The sequence below is a fragment of the Arthrobacter alpinus genome (assembly GCF_001294625.1).
GTDB lineage: Bacteria > Actinomycetota > Actinomycetes > Actinomycetales > Micrococcaceae > Specibacter > Specibacter alpinus_A.
In genome coordinates this window covers 2517367-2536450 of the sequence record NZ_CP012677.1, presented here as the reverse complement: position 1 = coordinate 2536450, position 19084 = coordinate 2517367, and the positions used below count along the sequence as shown (strand labels likewise).

General features: G+C 65.2%; 17 protein-coding genes and 1 tRNA gene. 14 read left to right on the top strand and 4 right to left on the bottom strand.

Annotation, left to right across the window (positions count from 1 at the left end; genetic code table 11):
- Positions 1–74: 74 nt before the first annotated feature.
- From AOC05_RS11405 to AOC05_RS11395, 4 genes are all read left to right on the top strand, one after another.
- Positions 75–151 (top strand) — tRNA-Met (locus AOC05_RS11405).
- Positions 152–254: 103 nt separating this feature from the next.
- Positions 255–1076, top strand: coding sequence for a leucyl aminopeptidase family protein (locus tag AOC05_RS11400; protein WP_062007326.1), 822 nt, complete (start codon positions 255–257; stop codon positions 1074–1076).
- 168 nt (positions 1077–1244) lie between these two features.
- Positions 1245–1769, top strand: coding sequence for a PLDc N-terminal domain-containing protein (locus AOC05_RS20160; RefSeq protein WP_230085325.1), 525 nt, complete (start codon positions 1245–1247; stop codon positions 1767–1769).
- Positions 1673–2716 carry a phospholipase D-like domain-containing protein gene (locus AOC05_RS11395; RefSeq protein WP_230085686.1) on the top strand — a complete coding sequence of 348 codons (1044 nt, stop codon included), beginning with the start codon at positions 1673–1675 and terminating at the stop codon, positions 2714–2716. The genes AOC05_RS20160 and AOC05_RS11395 overlap by 97 nt, the downstream gene beginning before the upstream one ends.
- A gap of 18 nt (positions 2717–2734) precedes the next feature.
- Here AOC05_RS11395 and AOC05_RS11390 read toward each other — a convergent pair whose 3' ends face one another.
- Positions 2735–3259, bottom strand: a complete 525-nt coding sequence (locus AOC05_RS11390; RefSeq protein WP_062007325.1) for a hypothetical protein — start codon at positions 3257–3259, stop codon at positions 2735–2737.
- Between the two features lie 206 nt (positions 3260–3465).
- Positions 3466–4083, bottom strand: coding sequence for a TetR/AcrR family transcriptional regulator (locus tag AOC05_RS11385; protein WP_230085324.1), 618 nt, complete (start codon positions 4081–4083; stop codon positions 3466–3468).
- A 109-nt stretch (positions 4084–4192) separates the two neighbouring features.
- On the opposite strand from AOC05_RS11385, the gene AOC05_RS11380 reads away from it, so the two are divergent.
- The 8 genes from AOC05_RS11380 to AOC05_RS11345 all read left to right on the top strand — a co-directional run bounded on the left by AOC05_RS11380 (position 4193) and on the right by AOC05_RS11345 (position 14962).
- Positions 4193–5011, top strand: coding sequence for a TIGR03084 family metal-binding protein (locus AOC05_RS11380; protein WP_062007324.1), 819 nt, complete (start codon positions 4193–4195; stop codon positions 5009–5011).
- A complete protein-coding gene (locus AOC05_RS11375; RefSeq protein ID WP_062007323.1) occupies positions 5008–6714 on the top strand; it encodes an acyclic terpene utilization AtuA family protein in 1707 nt (568 codons plus the stop codon). Before AOC05_RS11380 ends, AOC05_RS11375 begins: the two co-directional genes overlap by 4 nt.
- On the top strand, positions 6705–8306 hold the full coding sequence (locus AOC05_RS11370) for an acyl-CoA carboxylase subunit beta (protein ID WP_420480397.1): 1602 nt from the start codon (positions 6705–6707) through the stop codon (positions 8304–8306). The genes AOC05_RS11375 and AOC05_RS11370 overlap by 10 nt, the downstream gene beginning before the upstream one ends.
- 6 nt (positions 8307–8312) lie before the next feature.
- On the top strand, positions 8313–10346 hold the full coding sequence (locus AOC05_RS11365) for an acetyl/propionyl/methylcrotonyl-CoA carboxylase subunit alpha (protein WP_062007321.1): 2034 nt from the start codon (positions 8313–8315) through the stop codon (positions 10344–10346).
- 10 nt (positions 10347–10356) lie between these two features.
- A complete protein-coding gene (locus AOC05_RS11360; RefSeq protein WP_230085322.1) occupies positions 10357–11544 on the top strand; it encodes an acyl-CoA dehydrogenase family protein in 1188 nt (395 codons plus the stop codon).
- Between the two features lie 3 nt (positions 11545–11547).
- Positions 11548–12324 carry an enoyl-CoA hydratase family protein gene (locus tag AOC05_RS11355; protein ID WP_062007320.1) on the top strand — a complete coding sequence of 259 codons (777 nt, stop codon included), beginning with the start codon at positions 11548–11550 and terminating at the stop codon, positions 12322–12324.
- 120 nt (positions 12325–12444) lie between these two features.
- A complete protein-coding gene (locus tag AOC05_RS11350) occupies positions 12445–14061 on the top strand; it encodes an AMP-binding protein (protein ID WP_062007319.1) in 1617 nt (538 codons plus the stop codon).
- A 73-nt stretch (positions 14062–14134) separates the two neighbouring features.
- A complete protein-coding gene (locus AOC05_RS11345; protein ID WP_062007318.1) occupies positions 14135–14962 on the top strand; it encodes an SDR family oxidoreductase in 828 nt (275 codons plus the stop codon).
- A gap of 95 nt (positions 14963–15057) precedes the next feature.
- Here the strand turns inward: AOC05_RS11345 and AOC05_RS11340 are convergent, their stop codons facing one another.
- Both AOC05_RS11340 and AOC05_RS11335 read right to left on the bottom strand, forming a co-directional pair.
- The gene (locus tag AOC05_RS11340) at positions 15058–15666 is read right to left on the bottom strand and encodes a TetR/AcrR family transcriptional regulator (protein WP_062007317.1); all 609 of its coding nucleotides are present in this window, start codon (positions 15664–15666) and stop codon (positions 15058–15060) included.
- Positions 15663–16526 carry an enoyl-CoA hydratase-related protein gene (locus AOC05_RS11335; protein WP_062007316.1) on the bottom strand — a complete coding sequence of 288 codons (864 nt, stop codon included), beginning with the start codon at positions 16524–16526 and terminating at the stop codon, positions 15663–15665. The genes AOC05_RS11340 and AOC05_RS11335 overlap by 4 nt, the downstream gene beginning before the upstream one ends.
- Positions 16527–16606: 80 nt before the next feature.
- Here AOC05_RS11335 and AOC05_RS11330 point away from each other — a divergent pair, with 80 nt between their 5' ends.
- The gene (locus AOC05_RS11330; RefSeq protein WP_062007315.1) at positions 16607–17764 is read left to right on the top strand and encodes an acyl-CoA dehydrogenase family protein; all 1158 of its coding nucleotides are present in this window, start codon (positions 16607–16609) and stop codon (positions 17762–17764) included.
- Positions 17765–17866: 102 nt separating this feature from the next.
- Positions 17867–19084 carry an acetyl-CoA C-acetyltransferase gene (locus AOC05_RS11325; protein ID WP_062007314.1) on the top strand — a complete coding sequence of 406 codons (1218 nt, stop codon included), beginning with the start codon at positions 17867–17869 and terminating at the stop codon, positions 19082–19084.

The following is a 19084-nucleotide window of genomic DNA, read 5'->3' as shown; positions in this document are numbered from 1 at the left end:
AGCCGGAGGAGACGAAGGTCACCCGCCTCCAGTTTGCCCTCCGGCCCCGCCTCCGCGTAAAGTAAAGATCACATCGCGGGGTGGAGCAGTTCGGTAGCTCGCCGGGCTCATAACCCGGAGGTCACAGGTTCAAATCCTGTCCCCGCAACCATGTTGAGGAAAACCCCCAGCCATTATGCTGGGGGTTTTTCGTATCCCCACCAGCACTTGAGCAACTACTGCGCCACAGCTGGGGCCTGGCCGCTCAAGTTGCTGTGGAGGGCGCCCTGCTGGCCCGCGACCTGGCCAACAACCCTCTCGGGCACCTGATAGCCACCGAATATGGCGACTTTGCCACCGAACAGGGACCGTCGTTTGGGCTCACGGTGGCAACGTACGGCCTGGCGGCACTGATCGAGCTTGGTTGCGGTGGCCTGCTGGGCGTGAATGCCGGCAGCTACGAAGAACCGCGCATGATCGTGCTGCGTTACAAGCCGGAGGGTGTTCCCACGGCGCACCTGGCATTGGTGGGCAAGGGCATCATGTACGACTCCGGCGGTATCAGCTTGAAACCCTGGGACCTCATGCACCTGGCCATGAAGATGGATATGGCAGGCTCCGCGGCAGTGTTGGCCGCCATGACGAGGCTACGCGACCTCGGCGCCAACGCCGAGGTCAGCGCCTGGCTGATGTGCACCGACAACATGCCCTCCGGCACCGCCACGAAACTCGGCGATGTGCTGCGGGCCCGTAACGGCAAGACCGTTGAGGGTGAGAACACCGACGCCGGGGGACGGCTGGTCATGATGGACGCCCTGTGCCTGGCCATGGAGGAATCCCGGGATGCCATCGTGGACATCGCCACCCTGACGGGTGCGGCCATGGCCGCACCCGTCACCCTGGTGGGGGCCACCATCGGCAACAACCAGGAACTGGTGGACCAGGTCACGGCTGCGGCGGCCGCGACAGGTGAGTCTGCCTGGCAGCTGCCGCTGGAGAACCGCTACCTCAAGCAGCTCGATTCGGATATTGCGGACATCTCCGACGTGGGCGGGACCACAGCCGGGACCATGAAGAGCGACACCGAGGACTCCTGACGCCCCAACGTGCCACCGGGTACGGCACACGCCTGCTCAGTGACCTGATTGTGAACTTCACCAAAGTTTCCTGAGTCTTCGGCCCTAGACTGGCAATGGTCAGGCGACGCGACGGCGGACTCGGATGAGTCCGCCGTCGCCTGTTTTTCACAAGGGAGAGAACTTTTAGTGAGCATCTTCAACTGGTTCATTGACGCGGGCCATCTGGCCTGGGTGCTGCTGGGCCTGCATGTATTCCTGGGCGCCGTGGCGGTTGCCTACATTTCCGCACGACGCCGGCCCGCAACAGCCATCGCCTGGATGCTGACCATCATCTTCATCCCCTACATCGGCATCATCGCTTTCTTCCTGGTGGGCTACAACCGCCTGCCCAAGGCCCGCCGCGACAAGCAAAAGCATGTCAACGAGTTGATCTTGGAGCGCACCGAGGGGCTGGGCCAGCTCAGTCACCGGGATCACTGGCCGCACGGGCTGGCCACTCTTGTCACCCTCAACAACAACTTGGGCGCGCTGCCCATGGTGGGGGCAACGGGGTCGAACTTCTCCCCGATTACCACGGCTCCATTGCCGCCATGGCCAAGGAAATTGACGACGCCGTGCACTATGTCCACGTGGAGTTTTACATCCTGGTGCTCGATTCGGCCACGCAACCGTTCTTTGACGCGCTGGAACGGGCCCGCCAGCGCGGGGTGAAAGTGCGCGTCCTCAGCGACCACCTGGCGTCTGTGATTAACCCCGGGCGTAAGGAAACACTTGCCGCGCTGAAGGCCATGGGCGCCGAATACCACGCCATGCTGCCGCTGCGGCCGTGGCGCTGGCAGTGGCAGCGGATCGACCTGCGAAACCACCGCAAACTGGTGGTGGTGGACGGGAAGGTGGGCTTCGCCGGATCCCAAAACCTGGTCCATGAGAGCTACAACAAGAAGAAGAACATTGCACGCGGGCTGCGCTGGCACGAGCTGATGATGCGTGTCCACGGACCCGTGGTGCGCGAACTCGACGCCGTCTTTGTCACCGACTGGTTCAGCGAAAGTGATGTGCTGTTGGAATTGGACACCTCCCCGGTGGTCCTGGACCCGGCCACGCACTTGGTGGACATGCAGGTGGTGCCCAGCGGGCCGAGCTTTGAAAATGACAACAGCCTCAAGCTCTTTGTGTCCATGATTCACCAGGCCACCGAACGGGTCAGCATCACCAGCCCGTACTTTGTGCCCGAGGACTCGGTGCTGCTGGCCATCATCACCGCCGCAGGGCGCGGGCTCTCCGTTGAGCTGTTCGTTTCCGAGGTTGGCGACCAGGCGATGGTCTACCACGCCCAGCGTTCCTACTACGAGGCGTTGCTGCGGGCCGGGGTCAGGATCTATCTCTATAAGTCCCCGGAGGTGCTGCACTCCAAGCACTTCAGCATAGATTCCGACGTTGCTGTCATTGGTTCCTCCAACATGGACATCCGGTCCTTCTCGCTGAACATGGAGATCTCCGTCCTGGTCCACAGCGCCGACTTCGTGACGCAGATGCGTGCAGTGGAGGACGGCTACCGGGCCAATAGCCGGGAACTGGAACTGGCCGACTGGGTCAAGCGCCCTGCCGGGGAGAAGTTCTGGGACAGTGCGGCGCGCCTGACCTCCAACCTGCAATAGCTCTTCGAAAAACTTCCCTCAGTTGTGGCCCTGCCTTGCTTTCGCGCACTGGGTCGCAAGCATTGCCTTGGATTCACTGATGTCGCCGATGAACGCGATGAATCCGCTGACGAAAGACAGCAGCGCCCACAATCCCGCGCCCGGAACGCCCAGGATCAACAAGCGGGCCAGATTCAGCGTCGCGACGATGGTGCCAAAGATGGCGGTCATGATCATGAAGGATCGGTTCAACTTGGCGGAGTTGCCCAGCGCTTCCACCGCGAGGGCCCACTTTTGCTTGACCGCGGCCAGGATCGTGGGGAAGTAGGCGGCGTCAATGCTCATGAGCATCACCAACTGGAGCACGAACACCAGGCCCGAGCCCACATTCATGGCACTGCCGAGCAGGTTGAAGGCGGTGTCGAACAGGACCCGCAGGTCGGCGCGCAGTTCAGCGATCTGTGGGGCAAACTGCGGCAGCAGCCTGGTCAACTGGACGGCTGACACCAACAGCGAGGCCACCAGTGCGCCAATCATGGCGTAGACGGACAAGGTGGTGGTCATTCCTGCCAGCAGCGGCGGGATGCCGGAGGCCAGGAGCCGCTGGCGCTCTTTTGAGAATTTGTGTTTGCGCCTGCTGGTCCCATGAATCTAACGTTTCACTGATGCCACCCAAATGCCCCAATGGCACTGGACTGATCTTATCCGTCGCGCTGTGCAGAGGTGATAGCGCGTCGCTAGGGAGAACCCCAGAAAGTGAGGGAGCGTCGCTAGGGGGTGGGGGATTCGGCGGCGATGATCGCTTCCAGTTCCGCGGACCAGGCGTCGAGCACCCAGGTGCGGCGGCCGGCGTCGTCCGTCAGGATGTTGGCCAGGCCCAGGCCGCGGCCCAGGTCCAAGGTGGCGGCCACGATGGCGCGCAGCCGTGGGTTCTCCCGGTTGATGTTCAGCAGGGTGGACGCCAGCCGGAACGCCTCGCGCGCCACCGTCTGCTCCAGCGGGATGATGTGTTCACGCACAACGGGGTCGACGGCGGCCGCCGTCCACACCTGCAGGGCCGCCTTGAACAGGGGGCCGGTGTACAGTCCCACGATGGATTCCAGGACATCGCGCACGGGCGCCGGGCCGTCGGAATGGGCGGCGAGTGTGGTTTTGAGTTCGTCCACACGCGCCACGGTCATGTACTCAATGGCGGCCGTGAAGAGGTCGTCCCTGGTGGGGAAGTGGTGTTGCGTGGCACCGCGGGACACGCCTGCGTGGGCCGCCACCGTGGTGACAGTGGTGTTGGTCCAGCCGGTCTCGGACAGCAACGTCACGGCGCTCTCCAGCAGCCGTTCCCGCGTGGCGCGGCTGCGGTCCTGTCTGGGTTCAATGGCTGTTCTACTCACCAACAGGACGCTAGCACAAAAGGGAAACAATCAATCATGCTTGCTTTTTTATGAAGTGCATCACATACTTAGGTGCATACCTACTGAGCAGTAATGAAGGAGTTCAAGCATGGTGGACGTGGCAACTGTCCTGGCAGATTTTGAGGCCGAGTCGGAGGTTCTTGACGCCCTGGTGGCGCGGCTTCCCGATAGCGGCTGGGCGCAGGCCACGGCGTCGCCCGGTTGGTCCATCGCCCACCAGATTGGCCACCTGGCTTGGACGGACGCCGTCGTCATCGATGCCGCAGCCGCAGCCAATGGTGACACGGACGCCTTCGCCGCTCTGCGGATCGCTTTCCAGTCCGGCGCCATCACGATTGACGGCGCCGCAGCCGAGTTGGCCGCACTGCCTCCTGCCCAGCTGTTGGTGCAGTGGAGGGAGGGACGACGCCGGATGGCGGCTTCCCTGCGAGAGGTCGCCGAGGGTGCCCGCCTGCCTTGGTTTGGCCCGCCCATGAGTCCCACCTCCATGGCGACGGCGCGCATCATGGAAACGTGGGCGCACGGGCAGGACATTGCCGACGCCCTCGGCGCCACCCGCGAACCCACCAACAGGCTGCGCCACATTGCCCACCTGGCCGTGCGCACCCGTAACTTTGCCTTCAAAGCAAACAAGCTGACCCCGCCGGAGGAAGAGTTCCGCGTGGAACTGTCCGGAGCCGCGGGGGAGAACTGGGCCTGGGGCCCCGAAGACGCCGCCGAAAAAGTCAGCGGATCGGCCGAGGACTTTTGCCTGCTGGCCACCCGCCGCCGGCACCGCGACGATCTGGCCCTGAGCGCCAGCGGCCCCAACGCGGACAAGTGGCTGGACATTGTGCAGGCCTTCGCCGGCCCGCCCGGTGAAGGGCGCAAACCGGTTGCTGCCGGGGAGATAGGAACCCCCGCATGAGCGTGCTTCGCATCGCGAACGCCTCCGGCTTCTACGGCGACCGCGCCGGCGCCTTCCAGGAAATGCTGGAGGGCGGCCCCGTTGACGTCATCACCGGCGACTACCTAGCCGAGCTGACCATGTTGATCCTGGCCCGGGACAGGTCCAAGGACCCCTCCACCGGCTACGCGAAAACCTTCCTGGCCGAAATGCAGCAGAGCCTGGCCTTGGCCATGGACAGGGGTGTGAAGATCGTGGTCAACGCCGGCGGACTGAACCCCAAAGGCCTGGCGGACAAGCTCACGCAACTGGCTGAAACCTTCAACGTCAAGACAAAAATCGCCCACGTCCACGGCGACGACCTCATCGACCGCGCAGAAGAACTCGGCCTGACAACCAGCAACGGCACACCGCTCTCGGCCAACGCCTACCTGGGCGGCTGGGGCATCGCCGCAGCACTCAGGGCCGGAGCAGACATTGTGGTCACCGGCCGCGTCACCGACGCCTCGCTCGTGGTGGGCGCCGCCGCACACCACTTCGGCTGGAAAGAGACAGACTACAACGAAATCGCCGGCGCCATGGCGGCCGGCCACGTCATTGAATGCGGCACTCAGGCCACCGGCGGCAACTACGCCTTTTTCGACTCGTTCGAGGACATGCACCGCCCGGGCTTCCCCATCGCGGAAATCGAAGTGGACGGCTCCAGTACCATCACCAAGCACCCCGGCACCGGCGGCGCCGTCACAGCAGGCACCGTCACAGCCCAGCTCGTCTACGAAATCACCGGCGCCCGCTACGCCGGCCCGGACGCCATCCTGCGCCTGGACTCCATCAACCTCGAGGAAACCGGCCCCGACCGCGTCCGCCTCTCCGGCATCCAGGGTGAGGCCCCGCCGGACACGCTGAAGGTCTCCATCAACGCCCTCGGCGGCTTCCGCAACGAGGTCACATTCGTCCTCACCGGCCTGGACATCGAGAAAAAGGCGGCCCTGATCCAAAGCCAGATCGGGCAGCAAGTCCCGGAGGGCACCACCTGGACTCTGGCCCGCACCGACCACGACGACGCCGCCACGGAAGAGCAAGCCAGCGCCATGCTGCACTGCGTGGCCCGCGGACAGGACCAAAAGCTCGTGGGCCGTGCCTTCTCCAATGCCGCCGTGCAGATCGGCCTGGCCAGCTACCCCGGCTTCCATCTGACCGCCCCGCCCGGCGACGCCGCCCCCTACGGCGTCTACACGCCCGGCTGGGTCCGCGCCACCCAGGTCCGTCACCTGGTCACGTTGCCCGACGGCACCACGGAGGAGGTCCCGCCCCACCCCGGGACGGTCCCATCCGCCGTCGCCCTTGCCCCTGTGGAGGAACCAACTCTCCCACCCCTACCCAGCCCTAGCACGACGGCGCGTGCCCCGCTCGGGCGGGTCGCGGCGGCCCGCAGCGGTGACAAGGGCGGGGACGCAAACGTCGGCGTGTGGGTGGAGCGCGACGACGCCTGGCCCTGGCTGGTGCACACCCTCACGGTGGAGGCGCTAAAGGAGCTGCTGCCCGATACCAAAACGATGGAGGTGGAGCGGCATGTGTTCCCGAAACTGCACGCCGTGAACTTTGTCATCCGCGGCCTGCTCGGGGAAGGCGTGGCGTCCAACGCCCGCTTCGACGCGCAGGCCAAGGCTTTGGGCGAATGGCTCCGTGCCCGCCACCTCGAGATCCCGGAGGAATTCCTGTGACAGCTATACGCACCCTGATTGACCCGCACAGCGCGGAGTTCATGGCCAACAAAGGCGCCATGGAGGAAAAGCTGGCCGAGCTGGACGGCGAATACGCCAAGGTCCTGGCGGCCGGCGGGGACAAGGCCGTGGAACGGCACCGCAAACGCGGCAAGCTGCTGGCGCGAGAGCGGGTGGAAATGCTCCTGGACAGGGACTCCCCGTTCCTGGAACTCTCACCGCTGGCCGCATGGGGCACCACATTCCATGTGGGCGCCAGCGCCGTCACCGGCATCGGCGTCGTGGAAGGCGTTGAGTGCCTGATCGTGGCCCATGAACCCACCGTCAAGGGCGGCACGTCCAACCCCTACACGATCAAAAAGATCTTCCGTGCCATGGACATCGCCCGGGAAAACCGGCTGCCCGTCATTTCCCTGGTGGAATCCGGCGGTGCCGACCTGCCCACCCAAAGCGAAATCTTCATCCCCGGCGGTAAGCTGTTCCGCGACCTCACGCGGCTCTCCGCTGCAGGCATCCCCACCATTGCGCTCGTGTTTGGCAACTCCACGGCCGGCGGCGCATATGTCCCCGGTATGAGCGATCACATCGTCATGATCAAGGAACGCTCCAAGGTGTTTTTGGCTGGCCCGCCGCTGGTAAAGATGGCCACGGGGGAGGAGTCCGACGACGAGTCCCTGGGCGGTGCCGACATGCATGCCCGCGTCTCCGGCCTCGCCGACTACTACGCGCTCGATGAGATGGACGCGCTTCGGATCGGTCGCCGAATCGTGGCCCGGCTCAACTGGGTTAAAAAAGGTCCGGCCCCGGCGCCCGCCGTGGAGCCGCTGATGGATGAGCAGGAGCTCCTGGGCATCGTCCCCTCCGACCTCAAGGTACCCTTCGACCCCCGCGAGGTCATCGCCCGCGTGGTGGACGGCAGCGACTTTGACGAGTTCAAGGCCCTCTACGGCACCTCCCTGGTCACCGGCTGGGCCCGCATCCACGGCCACCCAGTGGGCATCCTGGCCAACGCCCGCGGCGTGCTGTTCTCCGCCGAGGCGCAAAAGGCGGCCCAGTTCATCCAGCTCGCCAACGCCTCCAACACACCCCTGCTGTTCCTGCACAACACGACCGGATACATGGTGGGCAAGGAATACGAGCAGGCCGGCATCATCAAACACGGCTCCATGATGATCAACGCCGTCTCCAACTCCACCGTCCCGCACCTCTCCGTGCTTCTGGGGGCCTCCTTTGGTGCGGGCCACTACGGCATGTGCGGGCGCGCCTTTGACCCCCGCTTCCTGTTCTCCTGGCCCTCCGCCCGCTCCTCAGTCATGGGGGCAGCGCAGCTGGCAGGCGTCATGTCGATCGTGGGCCGCGCCGCAGCAGCCTCCACGGGGCGCGACTTCGACGAGGACGCAGACGCCATGATGCGCGCCGTCGTCGAGGCCCAGATCGAGGCCGAATCGCTGCCCACCTTCCTCTCCGGAAAGCTCTACGACGACGGCATCATCGACCCCCGCGACACCCGCACCGTGCTGGGAATGGCACTCTCGGCCATCGCCACCACCGAAATCAAGGGCGCCGAGGGCTTCGGCGTCTTCCGGATGTGAGCCAAAATGACCACCATGAACCAACCCATCACCTGCGTTCTCGTCGCCAACCGCGGCGAGATCGCCCGCCGAGTCTTCCACTCCTGCCGGGAGCGCGGCATCTCCACCGTGGCTGTCTTTTCCACGCCCGACGCCGGAGCCCCCTTTGTCCTGGACGCGGACACCGCGGTGCACCTGCCCGGGACGGCCGCCTCCGATACGTACCTGCGCGCGGAGGTGATCATTGCTGCAGCGTTGAGGGCCGGGGCCGATGCCATCCACCCCGGTTACGGCTTCCTATCCGAGAACGCCGGTTTTGCCCGGGCCGTGGAGGCGGCGGGCTTGACCTGGATCGGCCCCTCACCGGCGGCGATCGATTCCATGGGCTCAAAGATTGAGTCAAAGCTGCTGGTGGCCGCCGGCGGCGTGCCGGTCCTGACCGAACTGGACCCGGCCACTGTCACGGAGAGCCAGCTGCCCGTGCTGATCAAGGCGTCCGCTGGTGGCGGTGGGCGCGGCATGCGCATCGTCCGGGCCGTGGCCGACCTTCCCGCTGAATTGGAGGCCGCCAGCACGGAGGCTGCGAGCGCCTTCGGCGATGGGACCGTATTTTGCGAGCCGTACCTGGAAACGGGCCATCACGTGGAAGTCCAGATCATGGCAGATGCCCACGGGACGGTGTGGGCCGTGGGGGAGCGCGAATGCTCCATCCAGCGACGCCACCAAAAAGTGGTGGAGGAGGCGCCGTCGCCCCTGGTGGAACGCACTCCTGGCATGCGCGAGAAGCTCTTTGCGGCGGCCGTGGCCGCGGCGAGGGCCGTTGACTATGTGGGCGCCGGAACCGTGGAGTTCCTGGCAGACGAGGCCGGGCGCTTCTACTTCCTGGAGATGAACACCCGCCTGCAGGTGGAACACCCCGTCACCGAATGCACCACGGGCCTGGACCTGGTGGCGCTGCAGCTGGAGGTGGCCGCGGGCGGGAAGCTGCCTGAGAGGCAGCCGTCCCCACGTGCCGGCATGGTGGGTGGGGCAGCCATTGAGGTGCGTCTTTATGCCGAGGACCCGGCTGCGGGCTGGGCGCCACAGACCGGGACCATCCAGCGCTTCGAGGTCGACGGGCTGGCTGCGGATTTTGCGCTCCCGGCCCGCGAGCGCGGGCTGCGCCTGGACTCCTCCGTGGAGGCCGGTTCCACCGTCTCCATCCACTACGACCCCATGCTGGCCAAACTCATCGCCTGGGCCCCCACCCGCACCGAGGCCGCACGCACCCTGGCCAAGGCCCTGGCCACAGCCCGCATCCACGGTGTGCGCACCAACCGGGATTTGCTCGTGCACATCCTGCGCCACAAAGCGTTCCTGGCGGGGGAGACAGACACCGCGTTCCTGTCCACCCACGGGCTGGAAACCCTGGCGGCACCGGTGGCCGGACCTGCGGAGGAAAAGTTGGCCGCGCTCGCAGCAGCCCTGGCCGGTGCCGCACTGCGCAGGGACCAGGCCCGCAGCAATGGGGTGCTGGGCGGGCTGCCCAGCGGCTGGCGGAACCTTCCCTCCATGCAGCACACCACCACCTTTGCCGGTCCGGCAGGGGAGCACCCCATCCGGTATGCCCTGACCCGCCGCGGACTGAAGGCGGAGGGATTCGGGGGGACCGGCGTCGTGCATCTGAGCGCCGAGCAGGTGAGCTTGGACGTGGACGGGCTGGTGCGCACGTGGCACCTGGCCCACTACGCAACGAATGCCGCGACGGTGATTGAGGTGGATGGCGACGGCGGCTCCGTCACCTTCACCGAGGTGGAGCGCTTCCCCGACCCGTCCCTGGCCGTGGCGGAGGGCTCACTCACCGCCCCCATGCCCGGCGCCGTGGTCAGCGTGCACGTGCAGGCGGGTGATGCGGTCACCGCGGGCCAGCCGCTGCTGGTGTTGGAGGCCATGAAGATGTTGCACACCATCGGTGCCCCGGTGGACGGGGTGGTGGCCGAGCTGCCGGTCACGGTGGGGCAGAACGTGGACGTGGGCATGGTGCTGGCCGTGGTCAACGCCGCCGACTCCGCCGTCAAATAAGAAGAATTCAATGACTTGGAAACTCAACGAGGAGAAGCAGATGAGCATTGTTGAAACTGAAGAACAGCAGGCCCTGCGAGCGGCGGTGCGGGACATCGTGGGCCGCTACGGTCACGAATACGCCACCAAGCACGCGCGCGCCGGGGAATCTATGACGGAAATGTGGCAGGAGCTCGGCGAAGCCGGCTTCCTGGGCGTCTCGGTGCCGGAGGAATACGGCGGCGGCGGGGCGGGCATCTACGAACTCGCCGCCGTGCTGGAGGAGTCCTCCGCCTTGGGTGCATCGATGATCATGATGGTAGTGTCCCCGGCCATCTGCGGCACGATCATCGCCAGATACGGCACGGACGAACAGAAGCAGGAGTGGCTGCCAGGATTTGCCGACGGCTCCATCGTCATGGCCTTCGGCATCACCGAGCCCGACGCCGGCTCCAACTCGCACAACATCTCCACCGTGGCCCGCCGCGACGGCGACGACTGGGTGCTCAACGGCCGCAAGATCTATGTCACCGGCGTCAACAACGCCGACTACGTGCTGATCGTGGCGCGCACCGTGGATGAGCGCAATGGCCGCCTGCGCCCGGCCATGTTCGTGCTGCCACGGGAAACCCCCGGCTTTGAATACCGGGAGGTGGAGATGGACATTATCGAATCGGAGAAGCAGTACCTGCTGTTCCTGGACGACGTCCGCCTCCCGTCTTCTGCTTTGGTGGGCGGCGCCGACGCACCCCTGGAAGCCCTGTTTGCCGGGCTGAACCCGGAACGCATCATGGCCTCCGCCATCGCGGTGGGCACGGGCCGCTACGCCATCAACAAGGCCGTGGACTACGTGAAGGAACGCGAGGTCTGGGGCCAGCCCATCGGTGCACACCAGGGAATCGCCCACCCACTGGCCAAGGCACACATCGAGGTGGAACTGAGCCGGCTCATGATGCTCCGGGCCGCAGCGCTCTACGACGCAGGGGAAGACAAGGCCGCCGGCGAGGCAGCCAACATGGCCAAGTACTCCGGTGCCGAGGCCAGCATCAACGCCCTGGATGTGGCCATCCAGTCCATGGGCGGCAACGGCCTGAGCAAGGAATACGGCCTGGCACAAATGCTGGGCTTGGCCCGTATTGGCCGGGTGGCGCCGGTCAGCCGTGAGATGGTGCTGAACTTCATTGCCCAGCACTCGCTCGGCCTGCCGAAGAGCTACTGACCCGTGACTGCTGAACTGGTCCGCTACGCCGTTTCGGGTGGCATCGCCACGATCACCCTGGACTCGCCCGGCAACCGCAACGCGCTGTCCCGCCAGCTGGTGGGCGAGCTCGTTGCCGGGCTGGAACGGGCCGCGCTCGCAGCCGGCGCCGGACAGGTCCGCGGGATTCTGCTCACACACACCGGCAGCGTGTTCTGCGCAGGGGCGGACCTCAAGGAGGCCGGCGCCCACGGCGTCGAGGCCGGCGCGCAGGATCTGGTCACGATCCTGCGCACCATCCTCACGGTGTCCGTGCCCGTCATTGCCCTGGTTCGCGGCGTGGCCCGGGCAGGCGGGCTGGGCATGCTGGGTGCGTGCGACATAGTCGTGGCGGCCTCTTCCGCCACCTTCGCCTTTTCCGAGGTGCGGATCGGGCTGGGCCCGGCCATCATCTCGCTGACCACGCTGCCGCGGATGAGCAGCCGGGCCGTGTCCCGCTACTACCTGACCGGGGAGTCGTTCGACGCCGCAAAGGCGCAGGACTGCGGACTCATCACACTCGCGGTGGACGACGTGGATGCCGCCCTGGAACCCATCCTGGCCGGCATCCGGCAGGGTTCCCCCCAGGGCCTGGCAGTGAGCAAGAAGATGGCCGCCGCCACCATGCTCGCCGCCCTCAATGAAGGTGCCGGGCAGATGGTTGAACTGTCGTCCCGGCTCTTCACCACACCGGAGGCAAAGGAGGGCATGGCCGCGTTCCTGGAACGCCGCAAGCCGTCCTGGAGCCTCCCCGCCCCCTGACCCGCCCCAACGCTGCATCACCTTTGGCAGGTTTTTCATGAACCCTGCATCACCTCAGCCCTCTCCAACCCTCGTGTACCAACCCCCGGCAATGACGCCGGCGCAACAGAAAGGTTAGACATGACGCTTGACACCCTTGCGACGCCGGTGTTTCTGCAGGACCGGCTGGACCACTGGGCCAAGGAAAGGCCCGATGAAAACGCCGTCATCTGCGGCGACGTCAATTACACCTGGGCCCAGTGGCGGCCCCGGATCCTCGCGCTGACAGAGGCCCTGCGGAGGGCCGCCATCAGGCGGGGGGACCGCATCCTCACCTTCGACATGAACCACATGGCCATCGTTGAACTGACCTTTGCCGCAGCAGCACTCGGCGCCGGCACGGTGGTGGGCAACTTCCGCCTGGCCCCCGGCCAGCTGGCCTACATCCTTGAAGACTCGACCCCGAAAATAGTGTTTTACGGCGCCGAGTTCCAGGGCGTGCTGCAGGCAGCCGCAGCCGAGAGTGAAACTAAGCCGCCCCGCACCGTCGCCATCGGAGGAGAAAACGACGAATATGAGCCGTTCCTTGCCGGCGGCGCCCAAGCCCCGGAAGGCATGGAAGCCGCCGAAAATTCGGAAGGAGGCAACGGCGTCGTACGTGAAGAGATTGACCCGAACGACACGGTCCTGGTCGTCTACACCTCGGGCAGCACGGGCCGGCCCAAGGGCGTGGAGCTGACGCACACGTCGGTCAACGCACACTCCGTCATGGCCAATGAGGGCTTCCGCATGGTGCCGGGCGACGTGAACATGGTTGGCATGCCGATGTTCCACGTGGGTGGTTCCTGCTATCTCCAGGTGGGGATTTACGCGGGTGCGAGCACCATTTACCTGCGTGACCCCTCCGGGCCCTCGCTCATGAAGGCGATTGCCCAGGGGGCCCGGTTCGCGTTCCTGGTTCCGGCCGTCATCCACGCCGTCCTCGGTGCGGGGGAGCAGGCTGCGGCCGCTTTTTCCTCGCTGAAGAAGATCGCGTACGGCTCCTCGCCCATGCCGTTGCCGCTTCTGGCCAAGACCCTCAAAACCTGGCCGGACACGGAACTGGCGCACGTGTTCGGCATGACCGAGCTCTCCGGCATCGCCTCCATGCTCCAAGACACGGACCACCGGAATCCGCCGCGGCCGGAGGTGCTGCAATCGGTGGGGCGTGCGCTGCCGGGGCTGGAGATCCGGATCGCGGAGCCCTTCACGCACGAGGTCCTGCCCGCCGGCGTCAACGGCGAGATTCAGGTCCGCGGCCGGCTGACCATGAGAGGCTACCTGAACCGCCCCGAGGACACCGCCAACGCGTTCACAGCTGACGGATTCCTGTGCTCCGGGGACATCGGGCACATGGATGAGGACGGCTACCTGTACATGGTGGACCGTCTCAAGGACATGATCATCTCTGGCGGCGAGAACGTCTACTGCCCCGAGGTGGAGAACGTGCTCATGGCCCACCCGGATGTCAACGAGGGGATTGTTATGGGCGTCCCGCACCCCAAATGGGTCGAGACCGTCAAGGCTGTAGTGGTTCGCAACGAGGGCAGTACAGTGGGCGAAGCGGACCTCATCGCCTTCTGCCGTGAGCGACTGGCCCACTACCAGTGCCCCACCTCGGTGGATTTTGTGGAGGAACTGCCGCGCAATGCGACGGGGAAAATTTTGAAGCGCGATCTGCGCGAACCATATTGGAGGGGTCATGACCGGAACATCTAGGGATTTGGGCAGCACTGGCAGTGGGGGAAGCACGACGCCGGATGGCGGCTTGGGTGCCTGTGCCCCGTCTGGGATGGGGAACCTGGGCGGAAAAACCCTGCTGATGTCGGGCGGCTCGCGCGGGATCGGGCTGGCCATCGCCGTGCGCGCCGCCCGCGACGGGGCCAATGTGGTCCTGATCGCCAAGACGGACACCCCGGACCCCCGGCTGGAAGGCACCATCCACACCTCAGCTGCAGCGATTGAGGCCGCTGGCGGGAAGGTGCTGGCCGTGGTCGGCGATGTCCGCGACGACGAGACGATCGCCTCCGCCGTGGTGCAGGCTGTGGCGACGTTCGGCGGGATCGACATCGTGGTGAACAACGCCTCCGTGATCTCCCTGGACGGCACGCTGAAGGTTTCACCCAAGCGATACGATCTCATGCAGGATGTGAACGTGCGAGGCACCTTCATGCTGTCCAAGGCGGCGCTGCCTTTTCTATTGGAGGCGGAGAATCCGCACATCCTTTCGCTATGCCCGCCGCTGAACTTGTCACAGAAGTGGCTCGGCATGAATCCGGCCTACACCCTGGCGAAGTACGGCATGACGCTGACGGCGCTGGGCTTTGCGGCCGAGTTTGCGGCCCAGGGGGTTGCTTCGAATGCGCTGTGGCCGCGCACCACGATTGCAACTGCCGCCGTGGCGAACATCCTGGGCGGGGACGAGATGATCCGGCGATCGCGCACGGCCGCCATCATGGCCGACGCCGCGCACGCGATCCTCACCACCAACAGCCGGGAACTGACGGGCCAGGCCATCATCGACGAGGAGCTACTGCGTGCCCGCGGCATGGAGGACTTCTCCGGCTACGCCGTGGACCCGTCGGTGGAGCTGATGATCGACCTCTACGTGGACCAGTAGCCTCTCCATCCCACCACTTCCGACGAGGTATCAGCTTTGGTCCGATTGCGAATAACCGACCAAAGGTGAAACCGAGTCAAAGGGAGGGCGAGGGGTTAGATGGCGGCGACTGCTTCTTCGGCTATGACCCTCAGAGTGCTGGCCAACAGCGCATGAACCTGTGGGCGGGTCAGCGTCTTGCGCAACAGCCATTCACGGGCACCGCTGCGGGCCAGTTGCGCATAAACTCGGAACATTGCCCGGATCTGTTCGAGCCCTGCGGTCCGCCCGGACAGTCCGCAGGCCTCAATCAGCAGCTCAATGGACTCGTTCTCAGCCGCGATCAGGATCTTCTCCAGGTCCGGATCGCGCCCCAATCCGCCGCCGAAGGACAGCCACATGCCGCCGGACTTCTCCAGAGAATCGAGGAACCAGGCCACCGCCAAGTCGATCCGTTCCTCCAGGGAACCCATAGGTAACGTGGCCACAGCCACCTTCGACACCGTGGAACTGACCTTGATGACCTCCAGGTACAGCTCGCGCTTGTTGCCGAAATAGTGGTTGATCAGCCCGCGGGCCACCCCCGCCGACGCTGCAATGTCCGTCGCGGAAACATCCTCGTAGGCCCGCTCGCTAAACAGCTTCTGCGCGCACACAAGAATCTGTTGGCGGCGTTCGTCGGGGTTGAGTCGCTGCCGGATCGGGGCAGGGCTGGGAAGTGTCACGGTGTTTGGTCTGTCTCTATCCAGGGAAGCAACTGCGGCAGGTCGCCCGGCACCGTCATGGGGAAGGCCGGCGGCCGTTTCTCCAGGAAGGACTTTACGCCCTCAACCGCGTCGCTGTGCCGGCTCAGCCCTGCAATGAGCCGGGAGTCGATAGCATGCACGGGGATGGGGGAGTCAAGCCCGCTGAGCCGGTTCAACATTTGCTTGATCACGGCCGTGGACACCTCCGAGGTGTTGGCAATGATGTCCCGGGCCAGTTCATAAGCGGCGCCCAGCACGGCTTCCGGCTCGTGCACCGAGGTGACCAATCCGGCGTCGAGCGCTTCACTGGCGCCAAAGAGGCGGCCGGTGAGCATCCAGTCAGTGGCCTTGGAAATGCCCACCAGGCGCGGCAGATACCAGACCGAGGCTCCCTCGGGGAAAATGCCGCGGCGGCTGAACGGGAAGGAAAAACGGGAGTCGGTGGAGGCGAGGCGGAAGTCGCAGGAGAGCGTGATGGTCATTCCGCCGCCCACGGAAACCCCGCGCAGGGCCGCGATGACCGGCTTGTTCATGCCATAGATGGTCTTGGAGCAGCGTCCCGCCGGTTCCTGCCAATCTGCGTCGGGATCGGTGCCGGAGACGTCAAAGCCTCCGCCGCTGAGATCCGCACCCACCGAAAAATCTTTGCCTACGCACGTGAACACCACAACCTGAACGGTGGGGTCGGCGTCGGCAGCCAGAAAGGCGTGCTCGAGCTCGTGCGCCATGGTCAGTGTGTAACCGTTTCGCGCCTCGGGACGGTTCAGGGAAACCGTCGCGATGCGGTCGGCAACGGCGTAGACAATGGCCGTGTAAGCAGTGGTGGTTTCAGCAGTCATGGCCGTCGCTTTCATGAATGGAAAGTAAAGACTTGCGCAATCTATTGACACGGTGTCAATAGTCCTGCACTATTGGCGGTATGTCAACAACTCAGTCAACATCGACATGGATCGACGAGGATCTGCTCGACGTACAGTCCCTTCTGCAAGACTTTTTTACTAAGGAGGTTGCCCCGCTTGAGGAGAAGTTCCAGGCCCAGGGCGCCCCTGACAAGGCGCTGTATGCCCGCGCCGGGGAACTTGGTCTCTCCGGCATGTCCATCCCTGAGGAATACGGCGGCGGCGGTGGCACCTTCGCCAACCTGGCACTGCTGCTACAGGAACAGACGAAGGCAGGTGCGGGCAGCCTGGGCTTCGCAGTCAGCGAGGGCATCGTGGCCCATTACCTGCTGGCCTACGCCAATGAGGAGCAAAAGGTCCGCTGGCTGGCCAAGATGTGCAGCGGCGAATGGGTGGGTGCCATTGCCATGACAGAACCCGGCACCGGATCCGACCTGCAGGCCATCACCACCCGGGCCGTCCGCGACGGCGATGACTACCTGGTGAGCGGCTCGAAAACCTTCATCTCCAACGGCCAGCTGTGCGACCTGGTGGTCATCGCCGCCAAGACGGACACCAGCCTGGGGGCCAAGGGCATCTCGCTGCTGGTCGCCGAGGTCAATGATGACACCCCGGGTTTCTCCCGCGGCCGCAAGCTGGACAAGCTCGGACTCAAGGGCCAGGACACCTCGGAGCTGTTCTTCGAGAATCTGCGCATCCCGGCCGCCAACATCCTGGGCGGGGAAGAGGGCAAGGGCTTCTACCAGCTCATGAACCAGCTGCCGCAGGAAAGGCTCATCACCGCCATCATGGCACAGGCTATGAGCGAGGCCGCCGTAGAGGCCACGCTCGAGTACACCAAGACCCGCGAGGCATTCGGCAAGCCGCTTTTTGAACTGCAAAACACCCGCTTTGAGCTGGCCGAATGCGCCACGATCACCAGGGTCAACCGCGTGTTCCTCGACGACTGCATCACACGGCACGTCAACGGCGGGTTGGACGCTGCAACGGCGTCCATGGCCAAGTACTGGATCACCGACAGAACCGCCGAAGTGGTGGACCGCTGCCAGCAGCTCTTTGGCGGCTACGGCTACATGATGGAATACCCCATCGCCGGCATGTACGCAGACAACCGCGTGCTGCGGGTGCTTGCCGGGGCCAATGAGGTCATGAAGGAACTCATTGCCCGCTCGCTTTAATGGCAGCTCCACGCAGACGCTCCCTCACCTGCGTTATGAACTATTTTACCAACCGTCCCGCCGCACCGCAGCGGCAGGGATGACAATGGAAGGAAAGCTCACGTGAGCGAACAAGCCGAAGCATTTGTCTACGACGCCATCCGCACCCCGCGCGGCCGCGGCAAGAAGGGGTCGCTGCACGGGACCAAGCCGATCGACCTCGTGGTGGGCCTGATCGACGCCCTGCGCGAACGCCACCCGGACCTGGACGAAAACCTGATCGACGACCTGATCCTCGGCGTCGTCTCCCCGATCGGTGACCAGGGGGCTGTGATTGCCCGCACGGCCGTGATTGCCGCCGGCCTGCCGGACACTGTGGGCGGCGTACAACTCAACCGCTTCTGCGCCTCCGGCTTGGAGGCCGTCAACGTCGCCGCGCAGAAGGTGCGCTCGGGCTGGGATCAGCTCATCATCGCCGGAGGCGTGGAGTCCATGTCCCGCGTGCCCATCGGCTCCGACGGCGGCGCCTGGGCCATGGACCCCGCCACCAACTACGACTCCTACTTTGTCCCGCAGGGCGTGGGTGCCGACCTCATCGCCACCATGGAGGGCTTCAGCCGCGTTGACGTTGACGCGTACGCGGTGCGCTCCCAGCGCCTCGCCGCCCGTGCCTGGAAGGAGGGCCGCTTCGCCAACTCGGTCATCCCCGTCAAGGACCAGAACGGGCTGGTGGTCCTGGACCACGACGAGCACATGCGCCCCGAGTCCACCCCGGAATCCCAGGCCGGCCTGCGCCCGGCCTTCGCAACCATGGGCGAGGCCGGCGGTTTCGACGCCGTCGCACTGCAAAAGTTCCATGCCGTGGAGAAGATTGACCACGTCCACACCGCCGCCAACTCTTCGGGGATTGTCGACGGCGCCGCCCTGGTTTTGGTGGGCAGCGCCGCGGTGGGGGAGCATCTGGGACTGAAACCGCGGGCCAGGATTGTGGCCACGGCAACGTCGGGCGCGGACCCCACCATCATGCTTACCGGCCCCACCCCGGCCACAGAGAAACTGCTGAGGACTGCGGGGCTCACCGTGGCGGATATTGATCTCTTCGAGATCAACGAGGCCTTCGCGTCCGTGGTGCTGAAGTACCAGAGGGACTTGGGCATTCCGGACGAGAAGCTGAACGTCAACGGCGGCGCCATCGCTATGGGCCACCCGCTCGGGGCAACAGGCGCCATGATTTTGGGCACCGTGCTGGACGAGCTGGAGCGCACCGACAAGCGCCGGGCCGTGGTGACGTTGTGCATTGGCGGCGGTATGGGCGTGGCAACTTTGATTGAGAGGGTCTAA